Genomic DNA, 17288 nt, shown 5'->3' with positions numbered 1-17288 from the left:
ACATCTCCATGCGCGGCTTCACGCCGGCTACTTGAACTTGGGAAGCAGTTCGTCCATCGGTTCCGTGGACGGTGAGACGCGGTAGGTCTTCAGGACCTGGGTCATCGCCTTCTGGAAGCCGGCCGCCGTCGCTGCTGATGAAGTAATTCTAGTCGGCTCGTCGAGCGTGACGATCACGACGTACTCAGGATCGTCCACCGGAGCGAAGCCGACCATACTCGTGAAGTAGATGCCCGACTTGTAATCGCCGTGCCCGTCGGGAACCTCCGCCGTACCGGTCTTGATGCCGATGCGATAGCCGGGAACCTCGACCCGTTCAGCGAGGCCGCCCTGCACCGCGACGTTCTCGATCATCCGCGCGACCTTGTCGGCGGTGGCCTCCGAGACGATCTGTTCACGCTCAGGCGCCTCGGGCTTGACGACGGTGCCGTCAGGCAGCGTGCACGATTCGATGAGCGAGAGATCGATCTTCTCGCCGCCGTTGGCGATGGTCTGGTAGACGCTGGCGACCTGCGGGGCAGTGACGGTGAAGTACTGACCGAACGTCGTCGTGTAGAGCGACTGACTGTCCCACTTCGAAACCGGATGCAGGCTGCCGCCCTCCTCGCGCGGAAAGTTGATCGTCTTCTCGCCGACGCCGAATTTCTGCAAATAGTCGTACCGGGTCTGGGGATCAACCATCGTGCCGAATTTCGACAGGGCGACGTTCGACGAGTCGATCAGGGCTCCAGCGAGTGTGTACTCGTAAGCGCCGTGCACGAACGCGTCGTTGACCATTGCACCGTTCGGGAAGGTCTCTCGACTCGACGCACTCACGGTGGTGCTGTCATCGACGGCGCCCTCCTCGATCAGGGTCGCCGCAGTCACCGCCTTGTAGGTCGAGCCGGGCTCGAACGTGCGTGTAAAGACCTTCGTTCCCCAGTCGTCGGGATTCGAGGCGTTCAGATCGTTCGGGTCGAGCGAGGGCCACTCGGCCGCCGCCCGAATCTTTCCGGTCTTGACCTCGACGACCACGGCGGTGGCGGCTTTTGCCCCCTGAGCCTGTGCTTCCTCAGTCATCATCTGCTGCAGATACCACTGCAGATCGCTGTTGATCGTGAGCTGCACCGTGCCGCCGTCCTGCGCTTCGACGGTGCGATCGCTGCCCGGAATGATCACTCCGGTTGTGCTGCGCAGATAGCTGTGCTCACCATTGGTCGGCGCGAGGCACGATGTTTCGAGTTGCTCGACTCCAGCCTGCCCCTGACCCGCGCTGTCGACGAAGCCGACCACGTTTCCGGCCACCGCGCCATTCGGGTAGACCCGGGTCTCCCGCGGAATCATGTCGAGATAAACGAGCCCGAGGTCGCGCAGTTCGAGATACTTCTCCGTGCTGAGTCCGTTCTTCAGCAGGTAGTACTGCGAGTGCGGGTCTGCCTCGAGATTGGCGGCCACGGCAGTGCGAAGCTCATCAGCATCCTGACCGATGATCTCCGCGATCTTGTCGGCGGCTTCATTCCAGGGCAGCTTCGGCGGGTTCTTCTCGTCCTCCTCGACCTCGACGATCAGGCTAGGACTGAGCTGCGCGTCATAGACCTTCATGCTCGAGGCCAGAGTAACGCCACTGGCGTCGACGATTGTTCCGCGATCGCCATACAGAGTCTTGGTGGTGCCGAGCTTGCCCACATGCAGGGAATCATCGACGTGCTCGGTCGCGCTCACGACCTGGATGTCAACCAAGCGCACAACGAATGCGGCCAGCACAGCCAGGATCACCGCGAGAGCGACGACAGTACGTCGGCGTGGGCCGCGCGTTGCTCGTGTCGTCATGTGGGTGTCTCCATGTCCGATCAGCGGGTCGATGGGCTCGGAAGCCCCTCGGTGATGGGCGGGGGAAGGTTCGGATCGACCGCGTCCACAGCCTCGTCAGTTGCAGGTACTTCTTCTGCGGCGGGCGGCGGCGCCGGCTGCTGCAGCAGGGCGTTGTGAACGGCCCCGTTGCCGCGCGGGTCTACGGTCGATTGGCTGCCGGCTCCGGTGTTCGACCCGAAGATCGTGGCGTCGCTCAGTCGCAGGTAGGAGGCAGAGCCGGTGACGACGAGGCCCAGTTCTGCGGCCTTGGTCGCCAACATCTGCGGAGAAGATATGCCGGCCAGATCATCGCTGAGGGCGCTGGATTGCAGGTTGAGTTCGCGTTCTTGCGCCTTCAGGTCTGCGAGCACGAACGAGTCCTGCGTGATCGCCAGCGACAAGCCGATCTGGCCGATGCCGATCGCTGCTGCTCCCGCGAGGGCGATCAAGGCGTAGGCGAGTTTGGGACGCCGCCGCGGGGCGGGTGCTGTGACCGGCTTGAGTCGGCGATCAGGACGCGTCGCGGGGGCCTGTGGTTCGGGCAGCAGCGCTGCCGCGGTCGCGCGACTCATGCTGCCTCCCTGATTCGTTCAGCGGCGCGCAAGCGCACCGGGATCGCGCGCGGGTTGCGTGCCTTCTCTTCATCGCTGGCGAGTTCTGCACCCTTGGTGATGGTCCGGAAACGCGGAGCGTGCTCGGGGAGTTCCACGGGGAGCCCGGCCGGTGAAGTGGATGCGGATGCCGCGGCGAAGGCTTGCTTGATCAAGCGGTCCTCCAGCGACTGATAGCTCATCACGACGATGCGCCCACCGACGTCGAGGGCGTCCATCGCCGCGGGGATCGCATCGGCGAGAACGCTGAGCTCGGAGTTCACTTCGATGCGCAACGCCTGGAAGACCCGCTTGGCCGGGTGACCGGCTCGCTGCACTGCCGCGGGAGTGGCCTGCTGCAGCAGGTCGACCAGGTCCTGCGAACGGACGAAGGGATTCTCGTCCCGCGCCTGCACGATGAAGCGCGCGTAGCGTGCGGCGAGCTTTTCCTCGCCGTAGCGCTCGAAGATGCGCCGGAGGTTGCCCTCGCTGTATGTGGCGAGTACCTCAGCGGCAGTGACACCCTTCGTCTGGTCCATACGCATGTCCAGCGGAGCATCCTTCGCATAGGCGAAGCCGCGCTCCGCCTCATCAAGCTGCAAGGAGGAGACGCCGAGATCCATGAGGATGCCCGACGCGCCATGCACGTGCAGCCCGATCTCGTCGTACACGGTGTGCACCAGTGTGATGCGGTCAGCGAACCGCTCCAGTCGCTGTCCGGCGATGCGCAGTGCGTCGGTGTCCCTGTCGAGGCCGATGAGCCGAATGTTGTCGAAACGCTCCAGCAGGGCTTCGGAGTGTCCGCCCATGCCGAGCGTGGCATCCACCAGCACTGCTCCGTCGTGCTGCAGCGCCGGGGCCAACAGCTCGATGCAGCGCTCGAGGAGAACCGGGGTATGTATGTCGCGAAGATTCATGATCTTTTCCGGTTGACCTTCGACTCTGATCCCCCTCCGCTTCTCGACCCGGCACCGGGGAAGTGTGTCGGGGCGGGAGCGGCGGGGCATCACAGTCGAGGTCAGAAGAGTCCCGGAATCACCTCCTGTTCCAATTCTGAATAGCTGTCCTCGCCAGCAGCGAGGTAGTCGTTCCAGGCCGCAGCATCCCAGATCTCGGCGTGTGCGCCGACGCCCGTGACGATGAGCTCTTTCTCGAGCCCCGCGTACTGACGGAGGGGAGCAGGGATGGTGATGCGGTTCTGGCTGTCCGGCATTTCGGCGCTCGCTCCGGAAAGGAACATGCGCAGAAAATCACGGGCTTGCTTATTGCTGAGCGGCGCCTGACGGATCCGCTCGTGCATGGCCTCGAACTCGGCGGTGCTGAAGACATACAGGCAACGCTCCTGGCCACGAGTGACCACGATGCCGCCACCGAGATCCTCACGAAACTTCGCCGGCAGGATGACCCGACCTTTGTCGTCGAGCTTCGGTGCGTGCGTCCCCAACAACATCGGCCATCACCCCCTCTGTTTCCGGCCAAATCGAGGTTGGCCCCACTTTACTCCACTTTGCTCCACTTTTATATGGCAATGTCTCGACAGCATGGCAGATTCGTTCACCTCCCGCCAGGACTCCCCCGTGATCACGCGGAGAATCGGGTCGTCATGCGAGTGGAGGAAAACGGAGTGCACACAAAAAAGACCCGGATGCGATTGCATCCGGGTCTGTAAAGGGAAGAGGGTCAGCGACCGTCTTGGCGACGATCCCAACGATCGTTCATACGATCCATGAATGAGGCCGAACTCTGCGGCGACGTCGGCCGCTTCGTGTTCGAGACGCGGCTCGGGCCGGTTCGACGAACCGGCGTGGCTGCGAGGATCACACCGGCAACCATGGCCGCGAAGCCGATGACACCGATGATGATGCTGCCGACCGCGCCGATCTGGCCACCGAGCGCCACGCCAGCGACGAGCGCGCCGATGCCGACCAGAAGCAGAACAGCACCGTACACAAGGTTTCGGTAGCTGAGAGTGCGATCTCCGGAAGGCGCGCTGACGATGTCGGCGTCATTATGCAGGAGATGGCGTTCCATCTCATCGAGCAGACGCTGCTCCTGTTCTGACAGTGGCATAACGCCCCCCTTGGGTTCAGTGGCTTCAGTCTACGCTGGCTCAGGCGCAGAGGCTAGATATCAGCTGAGAACCTAAGCTGAGTATCGTGCTTTCTCCCACGCTAGTCCACGATGCCATCGCCCCTCGCCTCGACCTCGTTCTGAGCGGGCTTCGCGCCGAGTCAGCGCAGTATGGTCCGGATGCGGAGATGTTCATCGATGCCGCAGCTGAAACCCTGCGCGGCGGCAAGCGCCTCCGCGCCCGCTTCTGCCATGCCGGATGGCGCTCAGTCGCTCGATTCGCGGACCGAAATGCGGGCGAATCGAATGCCGTGTGGGATCTCTGCGCGGCGCTGGAGATCTTCCAGTCCGCCGCCCTCGTGCACGATGACCTCATCGATAACTCCGACACGCGACGCGGACGCCCGGCCGCGCACCGAGCTCTCGAGATGCAGCACCGAGAATCCGCTTGGGCTGGGGACGCCGAGGCCTTCGGGCGCGCCTCCGCGATCCTGCTCGGAGATCTGCTGGTGGCCTGGAGCGATGACCTGCTCGAGCAGGCGTTGACCGATCATGCTCACGCGCCCGCTGTGCGAGCCGAGTACGCACGCATGCGTCGCGGCGTCACTGTCGGCCAGTTCCTCGACATCGCTGAGGAGTCCGCGTGGCGGGTAAATCCAGCATCCGAGCATGCCGACCGTGCCCTGCGCATCGTCTCGTTGAAATCCGCGCGCTACAGCATCGAGCAGCCACTCCTTCTCGGCGCCGCGCTCGCGGGTGCCGAGAAGGCGCAGTCGGACGCTCTGCGCAGCTTCGGGCATCCGGTGGGAATGGCCTTCCAGCTGCGCGACGATGTGCTCGGCGTGTTCGGCGATGAGTCCGTCACAGGGAAACCAGCTGGCGATGATCTGCGCGAAGGCAAGCGCACTGTCTTGATCGCGTTCACCCGCGAACGACTTGAGCCGTCGGGGCGCCGAGTGCTCGATGAGATGCTCGGTGACCCCGAGCTTGCGCCTGAGCAGGTGGCCGCCCTGCAGGCGACGATCGTCGAGTCCGGGGCGCTCTCGCGTGTAGAGGAACTCATCGATTCCTACGCGCAGGAGGCGGACCGCGCACTTTCCGGCGCACGGCTGGACAACGCCTCGGTCAGCGAACTGCGCGATCTCGCGCGAGCGGCGACGGTGCGAACCGCCTGAAGCGGAGCAGGTTCCTGCTCAGGTGCAGGGCACCTGGCGAAAGTGCGCTCAGGCGAGAGTGCGCGCGACGCGGCGAACCGCGCTCTTGTGGCCGTCGAGAAGCGCTGCGATCGGCGTGCGCCCGAGTTCTTCCTGGTCGGCCATCAGCCAGTCGATGACCTCGTCATCACTGAACCCCGCATCCTTCAGCACGATGATCGTGCCGCGCAGCGAGGCCAGCGGACGCGCATCGACGATGAAGATCGACGGAACCGCGAACGCGCCGTTGCGGCTGGAGCCGACGAGGTACTGCTCGGCAATCAGCCTCCTGACGCGGCCCAGCGGTTCGTCGAGGATCTCAACGAGGTCCGGGGTCGTCAGCCATTCGAAGGCCGGGGTTTCGGGAGCAGTCTCAGACACTGTTCGACTATCTCATTTCCCGGGAAACATCGCACATTCTCCCGCGTGTCACTCCAGTAACATCAGCCACTCTGGTTGACATCTGTTTACATCCGTGTCAGCGTTTCATGAGCCCAAAAGGGGGGAATCCTTGAGACTCCAAACCGAGCGACACCGCACCCGCTACGCCCAGATCGGCGTCCCAGCAGCAGTGCTGGGGGTTCTGGCGACGGCGTTCAGCGCCGCGCCCGCCACCGCTGCCACAACATCTTTCGATACTGGATCGCATCATCGACTGACAGTGGTTCCCAAACCGATTCCGATGGCTGCGGCCCCGACCTCCTACGTCGTGCAGAGCGGTGACACTGTCTCCGCGATCGCCGCGAAGTTCACTCTCCGCACCGTCGACGTGCTCACGTGGAACGATCTGAGCTGGCGCTCGGTCATCTACCCCGGCCAGACGCTCTCGCTCACGGGTGCGGCTCCGGTCGCCACACCTACTCCCGCTCCCGCGCCAGCACCCGCCGCAGTGACGCACACCGTCGTCGCCGGTGACACAATCTTCGCCATTGCGCAGAAGTACGACACGTCGGTCGACGCGGTACTGGCCGCCAACGGGCTCAGCCGCGCATCGGTCATCTACCCGGGACAGGTCATCACGATCTCCGGCGCGGCGGCCCCGGCACCTGCGCCCGCCCCTGCGCCTGCCGCGGTTCCGCCCGCGGCGCCCGGTTCCGCAGCATCCACGCACGCGGTCGCCCCCGGCGATACGCTCTTCGCCATCGCGCAGAAGCACGGAATTTCTCTCGACGAGCTCTACCGTCTGAACGGATTGGGCCCTGCCTCGATCATCTATCCCGGCGAGAGCATCATCGTGGCCGCCCCAGCACCTGCGCCGGCACCTGCTGCTCCAGCGCCCGCCGCTACGGGGCCGCAGACCGCGGCGCTCGATACTCCGCAGGCGGAGAACGCGGCGCTCATCATCAGCATCGGACGCGAACTCGGCGTCTCCGACCGCGGTATCGCCATCGCGCTGGCCACATCGATGGTCGAGTCGTGGTTGCGCAACCTCGACTGGGGAGATCGAGATTCGCTCGGACTGTTCCAGCAGCGTCCGAGTACGGGTTGGGGTACACCAGAGCAGATCATGAATCGTGATCGCAGCATCCGGGTCTTCTTCGGCGGAGCATCCGATCCGAATGGCCAGACCACACGAGGACTGCTCGACATCGCCGGTTGGGAAAGCATGCGCTTCACCGACGCTGCACAGGCCGTGCAGATCTCGGCATACCCGGAGCGCTACGGCGCTTGGGAGGCTCAGGCGTACGAGTGGATCGCACTTCATGGCTGATTCCCCGGTGTTTCCGCGCCGAAAGGGTGAGCCGCTCCCCTGGCTTTCAGCCAGTTCTTCATAGACTCTGTACGTGACGACCAATCAGCAGGCCGACCCCCTCATCGGGCGGCTTGTCGACGGCCGTTACCGTGTGCGTGCGCGTATCGCCCGCGGCGGTATGGCCACCGTCTACGTCGCCACTGACCTGCGCTTGGAGCGCCGCATCGCGCTCAAGGTCATGCACGGGCATCTCAGCGACGATTCGGTGTTCCAGAGTCGGTTCATCCAAGAGGCTCGCGCAGCCGCTCGGTTGGCCGATCCACACGTCGTCAATGTCTTCGACCAGGGCCAGGACGGCGAACTCGCCTACCTCGTCATGGAGTATCTTCCCGGCATCACGCTGAGAGAGCTGATGCGCGAGCAACGCCGGCTGAGCATTGCTCAGACCATCACGATCATGGACGCGATCCTCTCCGGACTTGCAGCAGCGCACAAGGCCGGCATCGTTCACCGTGACGTTAAGCCTGAGAACGTGCTGCTCGCTGAAGACGGCCGGATCAAGATCGGCGACTTCGGTCTTGCCCGTGCGACGACTGCCAATACCGCGACGGGCCAGCAACTGCTCGGCACGATCGCCTACCTCGCGCCGGAACTCGTCACGCGAGGCATGGCCGACGCCCGCAGCGACATCTATGCGCTGGGCATCATGCTTTACGAGATGCTCACCGGCGAGCAGCCGTACAAGGGTGAGCAGCCGATGCAGATCGCTTTCCAGCACGCGACCGAGTCAGTGCCGCGACCGAGTGTGCGCAATCCGGGCGTTCCCGAGCCGCTGGACGAACTCGTACTGTGGTCGACGGAGAAGTCTCCGGATGAGCGACCGAACGACGCTCAGCAGATGCTCGACCGGCTCCGCGAGATCGAGCGCGAGCTCGGCGTATCGCCCATGGCTACAACGACGGCGACTGTGCCCCTGCGTTCCCAGAGCGACTCCGGTGATCTGACCAAGGTCATGCCGACGACGATGGCGCTTGATGATCCGACCGGACCGGTCGCCACGGCGGGTGCCGCTGTCCAGCAGCCCATCGACAATGCGACGCTGCTTCGACGTCGATCCTCCAAACGTCGCGCGCGCGGCGCATTCTTGCTCACTCTGGTGTTGCTGCTGGCTGTTGTTGCCGGCGGTGTCGGTTGGTGGTTCGGGTCTGGACCGGGTTCGCTCGTGGCCGTGCCGAGCGTTGCCGGAAAGACACTGGAGCAAGCGACCGCGCTGTTGGCGGATGAAGAACTCGTCGCCGTTCCCGGTGAGAGGAGCTCGGTCGAGGTTGCTGCCGGCACGGTCATCGACTCTGATCCCGGTGCTGGTGAGCGACTCGATAAGGGCGCATCCGTGACCGTGTTCGTCTCCACGGGTCCCACGCTGCACACCATCGAGCCTCTGAATGGCAAGACCGAGGAAGAGGCACGCCAGTACCTCGCTGAGCTCAACGTCAATGTGGCTGATGAGACGCTCGAGCTCTACTCCGACGCTGCCGACGACATCGTGATCAATGCCTTCGTGACGCCGCGTGCCGAAGGTGAGCCGTATATCTGCGGCGAAGGCTGCGACCTGTTCGAAGACGACTCCGTCGAGCTGTACGTCTCGCTGGGCGGGCTTCCTGATGTCGTCGGGATGTCAGCTGACGACGCAGTCGCAGCGCTGGCCGAGAAAGAGATCTCAGTCAGCGAGCAGGTCGAGGAGTTCAGCAACGATGTCGAGGCCGGCATCGTCATCTCCATGGCCGAACGTGAGGGCGGCGGCAACTGGCGCCCGGGCGATTCGACGCGTTTGGTTGTGTCGAAGGGGCCTCAGCTTTTTGAGGTGCCTAATGTCACCGGGATGACCCGCGACGCGGCCACCGCTGAACTCAGCAACGCTGGATTCAAGTACGCCTATGTGAGCGCGGAAAACGTCATCTTGCCGGACGGCGTCTGGGGCATCATCAACAACGCGAACACTCGCGTCGTGTCCTACAGCCCGACGAGCCCGCAGCTGAAGGGCACGACAATCACTCTCACGATGGATCTCGCCGAAGGCTAGCTCCCCCGCCCCCGTCCCCGTCCCCCGCGAAACTTCACTTGTGTCTCTAAATCGGGCCGGTTTCCGCACACAAGTGAAGTCTCGCGGTCAGGACATGGCGCGGCGGATGCGAGACATGAGAGCTGCCACGCGCGTCGGGCGGAGATCGTCCGCGCCGATGAGCATGGGGCGGTAGCCAGCATCCTCGAAGAGCTGCACGCGAGTGAGGTCCTCCAACCACTGCTTCCGGTCGGTGCGGTGGTAGTCGCCCTGGTACTCGAAGAGTAGTTTCAGCACCGGGTACCCGAGATCGGCATGCCTCAGCCCCTCTGCCGTCATCACCGGCACCTGCACGTCGGGCTCCGGCAGGCCATGAGCCACCATCGCCAACCGCAGCTGCGTTTCTTTCGGTGAGTGCACGGGTGAACGCACCTGATCGTATGCTTCCCTGAGCAGTCGCCCGCCGCGCTTGCCCTTACGACGCCGCAAGACTTCGAGCATCTCCTCGCGCGTGCACAACGGTATACGTCGCCCGTTCTTCGATGGTCCAGTCAGCAGGTAGTCCCCCACAGCGACAAGCCAGTCGTTGTTGAGATTGCGCTTGCGCCCCTCGACATCGAGCCCCATGGCGCCACGCACTGCGAGCTGTGCCCAAACATCCGCCGGACGCACGAGCGGCAGCCCGTCCAGAACGGTACGCGACATGTCAGAGCGTGCCGTCTCCCACCCAATGACATCCCGTCGTCGCATCGGCGCAGCATCCGTCAGCGTGAGCACGTGCATCTGCTCCATGACGGTCCACATTGTCGGCAGCGGAAATCTCCACAGGCGTGCGGCCGTCAAATGACTGAAGCATTGATCATTGGTGAGCAACGGGACAAGATTGCGACATCGCAGCTCGAAGGTGTCCTCAAGAGTGGACGGCACATAGAGCCCGCGATGAGGATGCGCGAGATCGGCACCTCTCAGACGGCTTCTCGAAACGCCCTGCGCCATCGCATCTTGGAAGGTGAACGCTCTCCGCGTAAACGATTCTGGGATGGGTTGCGGCCGCGGCATCCCCAAATGATGCCCGACGGCGCGCTGCCCGCTCCGAACTTATCCACACCCCGACTGCGAGACTTCACTTGTGTGCGTAAAACCGTCCGTTTTAGGGACACAAGTGAAGTTTCGCGGGCGGAGGGAAGGCGCTCAGCGCTTCTCGAGCTCCTCCGCCACGAGGAACGCGAGCTCGAGGCTCTGCATGTGGTTCAGGCGCGGGTCGCACAGGCTCTCATAACGGGTCGCGAGAGCGGCCTCGTCAATGTGCTCAGAGCCGCCCAGGCATTCAGTCACGTCATCACCGGTGAGCTCGACATGGATGCCGCCGGGGAAGGTTCCCACCGCACGGTGCGCCTCGAAGAAGCCACGCACCTCGTCCACGACGTCGTCGAAGCGACGCGTCTTGTAGCCGGTGGGCGTCGTGATGCCGTTGCCGTGCATGGGGTCGGTGACCCACAGCGGCTGAGCACCCGATTCGCGAACGGCTTCCAGCAGCGGCGGCAGGGCATCCCGAATCTTGCCGGCGCCCATGCGCGTGATGAACGTCAACCGGCCCGGCTCACGGTCCGGGTCGAGCTTGTCGATCAGCTGAAGCGCCGTCTCCGGTGTCGTCGTCGGCCCGAGCTTCACGCCGATGGGGTTGCGGATCTTGGAGAAGTAATCGACGTGCGCACCGTCGAGGTCACGTGTGCGCTCTCCGATCCACAGGAAGTGCGCCGAGGTGTTGTACGGAGTGTCCGTGCGCGAATCGATGCGCGTCATCGGGCTCTCGTAGTCCATCAGCAGGCCTTCGTGGCCGGTGAAGAACTCGACGCGCTTGAGCTCTTCGAAGTCCGCGCCAGCAGCCTCCATGAACTTGATGGCCCGATCGATCTCGGCCGCCATCCGCTCGTACCGCTGGTTCGCCGGGTTCTGCGCGAAGCCCTTGTTCCAGGAGTGCACCTCACGCAGGTCCGCGAATCCACCCTGCGTGAAAGCGCGGATCAGGTTCAGCGTGGATGCAGCTGTGTGATAGCCCTGCAACAAACGATCTGGGTCAGGCTGCCGAGAACCCTCGGTGAAGTCGTAGCCGTTGACGATATCGCCACGGTATGCGGGCAGTGTGACCTCGCCGCGGGTCTCGGTATCGCTCGAGCGGGGCTTGGCGAACTGCCCGGCCATGCGCCCCATCTTGACGACGGGCATCGACGCGCCGTACGTCAGCACGACCGCCATCTGCAACACGGTCTTGATCCGGTTACGGATCTGCTCAGCGGTCGCCCCGGCGAAGGTCTCGGCGCAGTCACCGCCCTGCAGGAGGAACGCGTTTCCGGATGCTGCGCGCGCCAAGCGGTCGCGAAGATTGTCTACCTCACCGGCGAACACCAGCGGAGGAAGAGCCGCGATCTGCTTCGACACATCGGCGACGCGATCGCCATCTGTCCAGATGGGCTGCTGCTTGATGGGAAGGGAGCGCCAGACGTCAAGGTTGGCATCGTGCTGCTGAGGCATTGCCCCAGCTTACTGGCCAGGAGAGCGGTAACCGGCGTCAGTTACGACGGGGCATCCGCTCTTTCACCGAAGAGGCGTAGACGTCGTCGTATTCCTGCTGACCGAGCCGCTGCAGAGCGACCATGATCTCGTCGGTGACCGACCGCAAGATATAGCGATCGTTCTCCATTCCGGCATAGCGCGAGAAGTCCAGTGGTTCGCCGATGACAATCCCGACGCGCACCAGCCGCGGAACGGTCTGACCAATCGGCATCGCCGTGTCGGTGTCGACCATGACCAGCGGGATCACCGGGACCTTCGCCTCGAGCGCCATGCGCGCAAGTCCCGTGCGGCCGCGATAGAGCTTGCCGTCGGGGCTGCGTGTGCCCTCCGGGTAGATGCCGAGCAGGTCGCCGCGGCCGAGCACCTGCAGCCCGGTGTTCAGCGATGCCTCGGATGCTTTGCCACCGGAACGGTCGATCGGAATCTGACCGGTCGCCTTCATGAAATACTTCGTGGCCCACCCTTTGATGCCGCGGCCGGTGAAGTAGTCGCTCTTCGCGAGGAACGACATCCGTCGATCGATCAGCAACGGCAGAAACACCGAGTCGGAGACCGAGAGGTGGTTGCTCGCCAGGATGGCGGCGCCGTGCTTGGGCACGTTGCTTCTCCCCACGATCCAAGGACGAAAGATCGCCTTGACGATGGGGCCGACCACAACGTACTTCATCAGCCAGTAGAACATCGTCTCGAAGTCTATCCCCGAGGCGATGCTTCCAGCAGCGCAGCCGCGCCATCGCCTCGCACGTGGTGCGACTCAGTTTCACAAACTGCGCAACTGGATTCCAGAATCACCCCGTTCCGGGTGCTCTCGTGCCCTAGACTCTTGGGAACCCGTGCCCTACCGGTACCGAAGGAGTTGCCGTGGTCCAAATTGAAGTTCCTGCGATCGTCCCCGCTGATCCAGAGGCGAACATCACCGATCTGCTGGTGAAGCGCGTCGAGGCAACGCCCGATCTCGCACTGTTCTCTCTTCCTCGCGGTGCCGGTTGGCACAATGTCAGCGCCGCCGACTTCCAGACCGCAGTGATCGCCCTTGCCAAGGGTTTCGCGGCCGCTGGCATCCAGCCTGGCGAGAAGGTCGGATTCCTCGCGCGCACCACGTATGAATGGACGCTGGTCGACTTCGCGCTGTTCTACGCCGGTGCGGTGATGGTCCCGATCTATGAGACCAGCTCCCCCGCGCAGATCCAGTGGATCATGGAGGATTCCGGGGCCAGCGCGCTCATCGTCGAATCCGCGGACCACTTCGCCAAGCTCGACGAGGTCCGCGGAGATCTCCCCCTCATTCGTGAGGTTTGGCAGCTGCATCTCGGAGCCATCGACTCGCTCACCGCGGCTGGCGCTGGCGTTGAGGATGCTGAGATCGAACGCCGCCGCAATATCGCCGTGGGCTCTGACATCGCGACGCTGATCTACACCTCCGGCTCAATGGGTCGCCCCAAGGGCTGCGTTCTCACACACAGCAACTTCGTCGAGCTGACCCGCAACTCGGCCAAGGCGCTCGACAAGGTTGTGGGAATGCCGAACGCATCGACGGTGCTGTTCATCACGACTGCGCACGTGTTCGCCCGGTTCATCTCGATCCTGAACATCCACGCCGGTGTCCGTACCGCGCACCAGCCCGATACGAAGCAGCTGCTCGAGGCGCTCGGATCCTTCAAGCCCACCTTCCTGCTCGCTGTTCCCCGTGTTTTCGAGAAGGTGTACAACTCCGCCGAGCAGAAGGCCGAAGCGGGCGGCAAGGGCAAGATCTTCCGCGCCGCGGCGGATGCTGCGATCGAACACTCCAAACTCCTCGAAGCGGGCAAGAAGATCCCGCTGGGGCTGAAAATCAAGTTCGCACTATTCGACAAGCTCGTCTACAGCAAGCTCCGCGCCGCGATGGGCGGCAACATCGCCTACGCGGTCTCCGGTTCCGCTCCCCTGGGCGCACGCCTCGGACACTTCTTCCACAGCCTCGGCGTTGTGATCCTCGAAGGCTACGGCCTCACCGAGACCACGGCACCGGCGACGGTGAACCTCGCTGACAAGTCCAAGATCGGTACGGTCGGTCCCGCCCTTCCCGGTGTCGGAGTTCGCCTGGGCGAAGACGGAGAGATCGAAGTCAAGGGCATTAACGTCTTCAAGGAGTACTGGAACAACCCCGAGGCGACCGCCGAGTCGTTCCACGACGGCTGGTTCCGCACCGGAGACATCGGCAGTTTCGACTCGGAAGGCTTCCTCACGATCACGGGTCGGAAGAAGGAGATCCTGGTTACCGCCGGCGGCAAGAACGTCGCACCGGCCGCCCTGGAGGACCCCATCCGGTCGAACCCGATCATCGGTCAGGTTGTCGTCGTCGGCGATCAGAAGCCGTTCATCGCGGCACTGGTCACGCTTGACTCCGAGATGCTACCCACCTGGCTGAAGAACAACGGACTCGACGAGAGCATGCCGCTTGCGGATGCCTCGAAGAACGAGGCAGTCCGTGCCGAGGTGCAGCGCGCCATCGACGCCGCGAACGGTAAGGTTTCCCGCGCAGAATCGATCCGCAAGTTCACGATCCTCGAATCGGAGTGGACCGAGGCGAGCGGCCACCTCACGCCGAAGCTCTCGATCAAGCGCAACGTGATCGTGTCGGACTTCGCCGATGAGATCTCGGCGATCTACGACGAGCCGGTGCACACCACGAACGTCGCCATCGGCTGAGCGCACAAGCTCCCTAACGAGAAATGCCCCCGCGATCGCGGGGGCATTTCTCGTTGAGCAGGCTACGGAGTTCGCATCAGAACCAGTCGCTCTCGCGAACCTGGCGCATCGCAATCTTGCGATCCTCGGGTGTGAGACGGGTGAGGTAGAGGTTGCCGTCGAGGTGATCGGTCTCGTGCTGCAGCGCCTGCGCGAGCAGACCTTCGCCCTCGAGGATCACCGGGTTGCCATCGAGGTCGATGCCTTCGACACGTGCCCAGGGATGCCGCAGCGCGTCATGCCAGAGCCCGGGCACAGACAGGCAGCCCTCCCCGGTCGGCACCGGGTCTCCACGCACCTCGGTCAGTACCGGGTTGAGCACGTAACCGATGTCGCCGTCGATGTTGTAGCTGAATGCACGAACAGCGAATCCGATCTGGGGGGCTGCGACGCCGGCACGTCCGGGCAGCTCGACGCTGTCCACGAGGTCAGCGACCAATGACCGGATCCCGTCATCGATCTCCTCGATCGGTGCGCAGACGGTTCGCAGCACCGGGTCGCCGAAGACGCGAATCTCCCGAACGGTCATCAGGCTGCGCTCGTACGCAGGGCCTCAATGAGGGATGCTGCGAGTTCCCGAGCGGCCTTGCGGGTCTCCGGCTGGAGGTTGGAGAACACGATGGTTCCGCCGCCGGCGATCTGCGTGTCGTACGGCATCCGCACGACGTTGCGCGCGCGCGTACCGAAGTGGGCTTCGAGCTCGTTCAGCCGCACCAGGGGGCTGCCGGGAGTTGACTGGTTGAGCACGATGATGGCGCCGCGCGCCTGATCCTCGTAGCCGTTGGTCTCGAGCCAGGTCAGCGTCTCCGATGCGAGACGTGCCTCATCGACGCTCAGCCCAGACACGATGATGAGCTGATCCGACAGATCAAGCGTCGCGCCCATGACCGAGTGCACGATGCCGGTGCCGGTGTCGGTGAGCACGAGCGAGTAGTAGTGCGCTGCAACATCAGCGACGTCACGGTAGTCGTCGTCACTGAAGGCTTCGGCAACACGCGGGTCGGAATCCGAGGCGAGCACGTCGAGTCGGGTGGTGTCTCGCGCGACGATCGCGGAGATGTCGTGATAGCCCTTGACCTCGTCGTGGATACGAACGAGGTCGCGTACGGAACGGCCGTTGGTGCGCACGACTCGGTCGGCCAACGTTCCCCGGTCCGGGTTCGCGTCGACAGCGATGACCCGGTCGTCACGGGCATCCGCCAGAGCCATTCCCAATAGAGCCGTGATCGTGGTCTTGCCCACGCCACCCTTGCGCGACAGCACCGGCACGAACCGGGCGCCACCGGCCAGCGGTGCTGCAATCCGAGCGCTCAACGCCTTGCGTGCGCGCACCTTCTTGCCATCACCGATGTTGAGCTTGCGACCGGAGATCGTGTACAGGAAACGGCTCCAGCCGCCCTCGGGCTCGGGCTTGGTGAGCCGCTGCGGGTCGAGCAACCGGTCGGCGGTGAGCAGATCGGCTGACTCGCGGTTGGACTGGCCGATCTGGTCGCCCAGACGCTTGGAGGTCAGCGCGACCTCTGGACGGGCCGCCACGGGGCGCTGCGCGAGCGCCGTCTCAGTCGGCTTCGGGTCTTCCTGGGAAGTGGTCACGGTCTCGCTCTTCGTTTCGGCGGGCAGGGTCTCTGCCGGTGCGTTCTCTGACTGCTTGGGCGCGGTCTGCGCCGACGTTGTCAGGGGCGACCCGGTCTGGGTCGACTCGGATGCTGTAGCCACTGACTCTGTGGACGTGGTTGCGGTGACATCCTGCTTCATAGCCGCCGCGATCCACGCGGATGTCGCGCTTTCCGCCTTCGGCTCCACCGGCTTTTCGACCGGGGTCACCGGTTGTGCGACCGGCGCGGCCGGCGCGGCCGGCGCGGCCGGCGCGGCGGATGCGGCCGGCTTCTGTGCGGCGGATGCTGCGGGCCGGGGTTCGGCGGGTTTCGGAGTCGCAGGCGCTGTCGTCTCGGCCGGGGTGGGCGTCGATTTCTTGGCCTTTGTCTTGACCTTGGCTTTGGCCTTGGGCGTGCTCTTAGCCGCAGGCGTGGGCCGGGAGCTCCCTGCTGCCGCGTCCACCGCGGCCGCAGCCGAAGCAGCGGCAGCCGGCGCCGGCATTTCGGGCTCTGCGACGACCTCGGCGATCACTGTTTCATCCGCAGAAACTGGGGCGGCAGCATCCGTCCGGTCACCGGTGTCGGGCTCGACCACGGGATCGACGATCTCGTCGACGGCATCCGCAACGGGTTCTGAGGAAGGCTCCGTGGCGGGGAGCTCGATGATGATTCCGGAACCGTCCAGCAGAATGCGTCCGGTCTCTGCCGACGGTGCCGGGAGTTCGGTCTCGCCGTCGATGACGAGCTCCGAGTAGATCTCACCGTCCACAACGGAGTCGTCGACGAGGTCGTCGTCTTCGTCACGCGGAAGCGCGACATTCACCTGCGCGGTCTGCCCGAGGATGCCCAAGGCGGTCGTATCCAACGAGGCGGCCTCGTCGAGAACGCCGAGGGAATCGTCCTCCGGAGAATCGGGTGTGTTCTTCGGTGTCACTGTGTCACTCCAAGCTTGTGCGA

15 protein-coding genes are annotated in these 17288 nt (G+C 64.1%); 4 read left to right on the top strand and 11 right to left on the bottom strand.

Translation table 11 applies throughout. The features are described 5' to 3' along the window. Positions 1-27: 27 nt before the first annotated feature. The 5 genes from ACSU1L_RS00390 to ACSU1L_RS00370 form a co-directional block, all read right to left on the bottom strand. Complete coding sequence (locus ACSU1L_RS00390) at positions 28-1809, bottom strand: peptidoglycan D,D-transpeptidase FtsI family protein (protein ID WP_439254226.1); 1782 nt, start codon at positions 1807-1809, stop codon at positions 28-30. Positions 1810-1829: 20 nt separating this feature from the next. Then, positions 1830-2402, bottom strand: a complete 573-nt coding sequence (locus ACSU1L_RS00385; protein ID WP_438255333.1) for a hypothetical protein — start codon at positions 2400-2402, stop codon at positions 1830-1832. Beyond that, positions 2399-3337 carry a 16S rRNA (cytosine(1402)-N(4))-methyltransferase RsmH gene (gene rsmH, locus ACSU1L_RS00380; RefSeq protein ID WP_438255332.1) on the bottom strand — a complete coding sequence of 313 codons (939 nt, stop codon included), beginning with the start codon at positions 3335-3337 and terminating at the stop codon, positions 2399-2401. Before rsmH ends, ACSU1L_RS00385 begins: the two co-directional genes overlap by 4 nt. A 101-nt stretch (positions 3338-3438) precedes the next feature. Next, positions 3439-3870, bottom strand: a complete 432-nt coding sequence (gene mraZ / locus ACSU1L_RS00375; protein WP_438255331.1) for a division/cell wall cluster transcriptional repressor MraZ — start codon at positions 3868-3870, stop codon at positions 3439-3441. Between the two features lie 230 nt (positions 3871-4100). Further along, complete coding sequence (locus ACSU1L_RS00370; protein ID WP_439254225.1) at positions 4101-4490, bottom strand: DUF3040 domain-containing protein; 390 nt, start codon at positions 4488-4490, stop codon at positions 4101-4103. Positions 4491-4576: 86 nt separating this feature from the next. Between ACSU1L_RS00370 and ACSU1L_RS00365 the strand changes: the two genes are divergently transcribed. Beyond that, a complete protein-coding gene (locus ACSU1L_RS00365; RefSeq protein WP_438255329.1) occupies positions 4577-5665 on the top strand; it encodes a polyprenyl synthetase family protein in 1089 nt (362 codons plus the stop codon). 48 nt (positions 5666-5713) lie between these two features. Here ACSU1L_RS00365 and ACSU1L_RS00360 read toward each other — a convergent pair whose 3' ends face one another. Beyond that, positions 5714-6064, bottom strand: a complete 351-nt coding sequence (locus ACSU1L_RS00360; RefSeq protein ID WP_438255328.1) for an Rv2175c family DNA-binding protein — start codon at positions 6062-6064, stop codon at positions 5714-5716. A gap of 130 nt (positions 6065-6194) precedes the next feature. Here ACSU1L_RS00360 and ACSU1L_RS00355 point away from each other — a divergent pair, with 130 nt between their 5' ends. Both ACSU1L_RS00355 and pknB read left to right on the top strand, forming a co-directional pair. Further along, a complete protein-coding gene (locus ACSU1L_RS00355; protein ID WP_439254224.1) occupies positions 6195-7394 on the top strand; it encodes a LysM peptidoglycan-binding domain-containing protein in 1200 nt (399 codons plus the stop codon). A 73-nt stretch (positions 7395-7467) separates the two neighbouring features. Continuing rightward, positions 7468-9456: a Stk1 family PASTA domain-containing Ser/Thr kinase gene (gene pknB, locus ACSU1L_RS00350; RefSeq protein ID WP_439254223.1), complete on the top strand. Its 1989-nt coding sequence runs from the start codon at positions 7468-7470 to the stop codon at positions 9454-9456. An 87-nt stretch (positions 9457-9543) separates the two neighbouring features. On the opposite strand, the gene ACSU1L_RS00345 is transcribed toward pknB, so the two are convergent. The 3 genes from ACSU1L_RS00345 to ACSU1L_RS00335 form a co-directional block, all read right to left on the bottom strand. Continuing rightward, positions 9544-10227, bottom strand: a complete 684-nt coding sequence (locus ACSU1L_RS00345) for a hypothetical protein (RefSeq protein WP_439254222.1) — start codon at positions 10225-10227, stop codon at positions 9544-9546. A 399-nt stretch (positions 10228-10626) separates the two neighbouring features. Further along, complete coding sequence (locus ACSU1L_RS00340) at positions 10627-11967, bottom strand: class II 3-deoxy-7-phosphoheptulonate synthase (protein ID WP_438255324.1); 1341 nt, start codon at positions 11965-11967, stop codon at positions 10627-10629. A 37-nt stretch (positions 11968-12004) separates the two neighbouring features. Next, a complete protein-coding gene (locus ACSU1L_RS00335; RefSeq protein ID WP_438255323.1) occupies positions 12005-12691 on the bottom strand; it encodes a lysophospholipid acyltransferase family protein in 687 nt (228 codons plus the stop codon). A gap of 179 nt (positions 12692-12870) precedes the next feature. Here ACSU1L_RS00335 and ACSU1L_RS00330 point away from each other — a divergent pair, with 179 nt between their 5' ends. Then, complete coding sequence (locus ACSU1L_RS00330; RefSeq protein WP_439254220.1) at positions 12871-14697, top strand: AMP-dependent synthetase/ligase; 1827 nt, start codon at positions 12871-12873, stop codon at positions 14695-14697. Positions 14698-14773: 76 nt separating this feature from the next. Here the strand turns inward: ACSU1L_RS00330 and ACSU1L_RS00325 are convergent, their stop codons facing one another. Together ACSU1L_RS00325 and ACSU1L_RS00320 are read right to left on the bottom strand one after the other, a co-directional pair. After that, positions 14774-15265, bottom strand: a complete 492-nt coding sequence (locus ACSU1L_RS00325) for a peptide deformylase (protein WP_438255321.1) — start codon at positions 15263-15265, stop codon at positions 14774-14776. Next, positions 15265-17265: a nucleotide-binding protein gene (locus ACSU1L_RS00320; RefSeq protein ID WP_439254218.1), complete on the bottom strand. Its 2001-nt coding sequence runs from the start codon at positions 17263-17265 to the stop codon at positions 15265-15267. Before ACSU1L_RS00320 ends, ACSU1L_RS00325 begins: the two co-directional genes overlap by 1 nt. Positions 17266-17288: the final 23 nt, after the last annotated feature.

It is taken from the genome of Microbacterium sp. A94 (assembly GCF_051842855.1).
Classification (GTDB): Bacteria; Actinomycetota; Actinomycetes; order Actinomycetales; family Microbacteriaceae; genus Microbacterium.
This window is presented reverse-complemented; position numbering and strand designations above follow the sequence as displayed.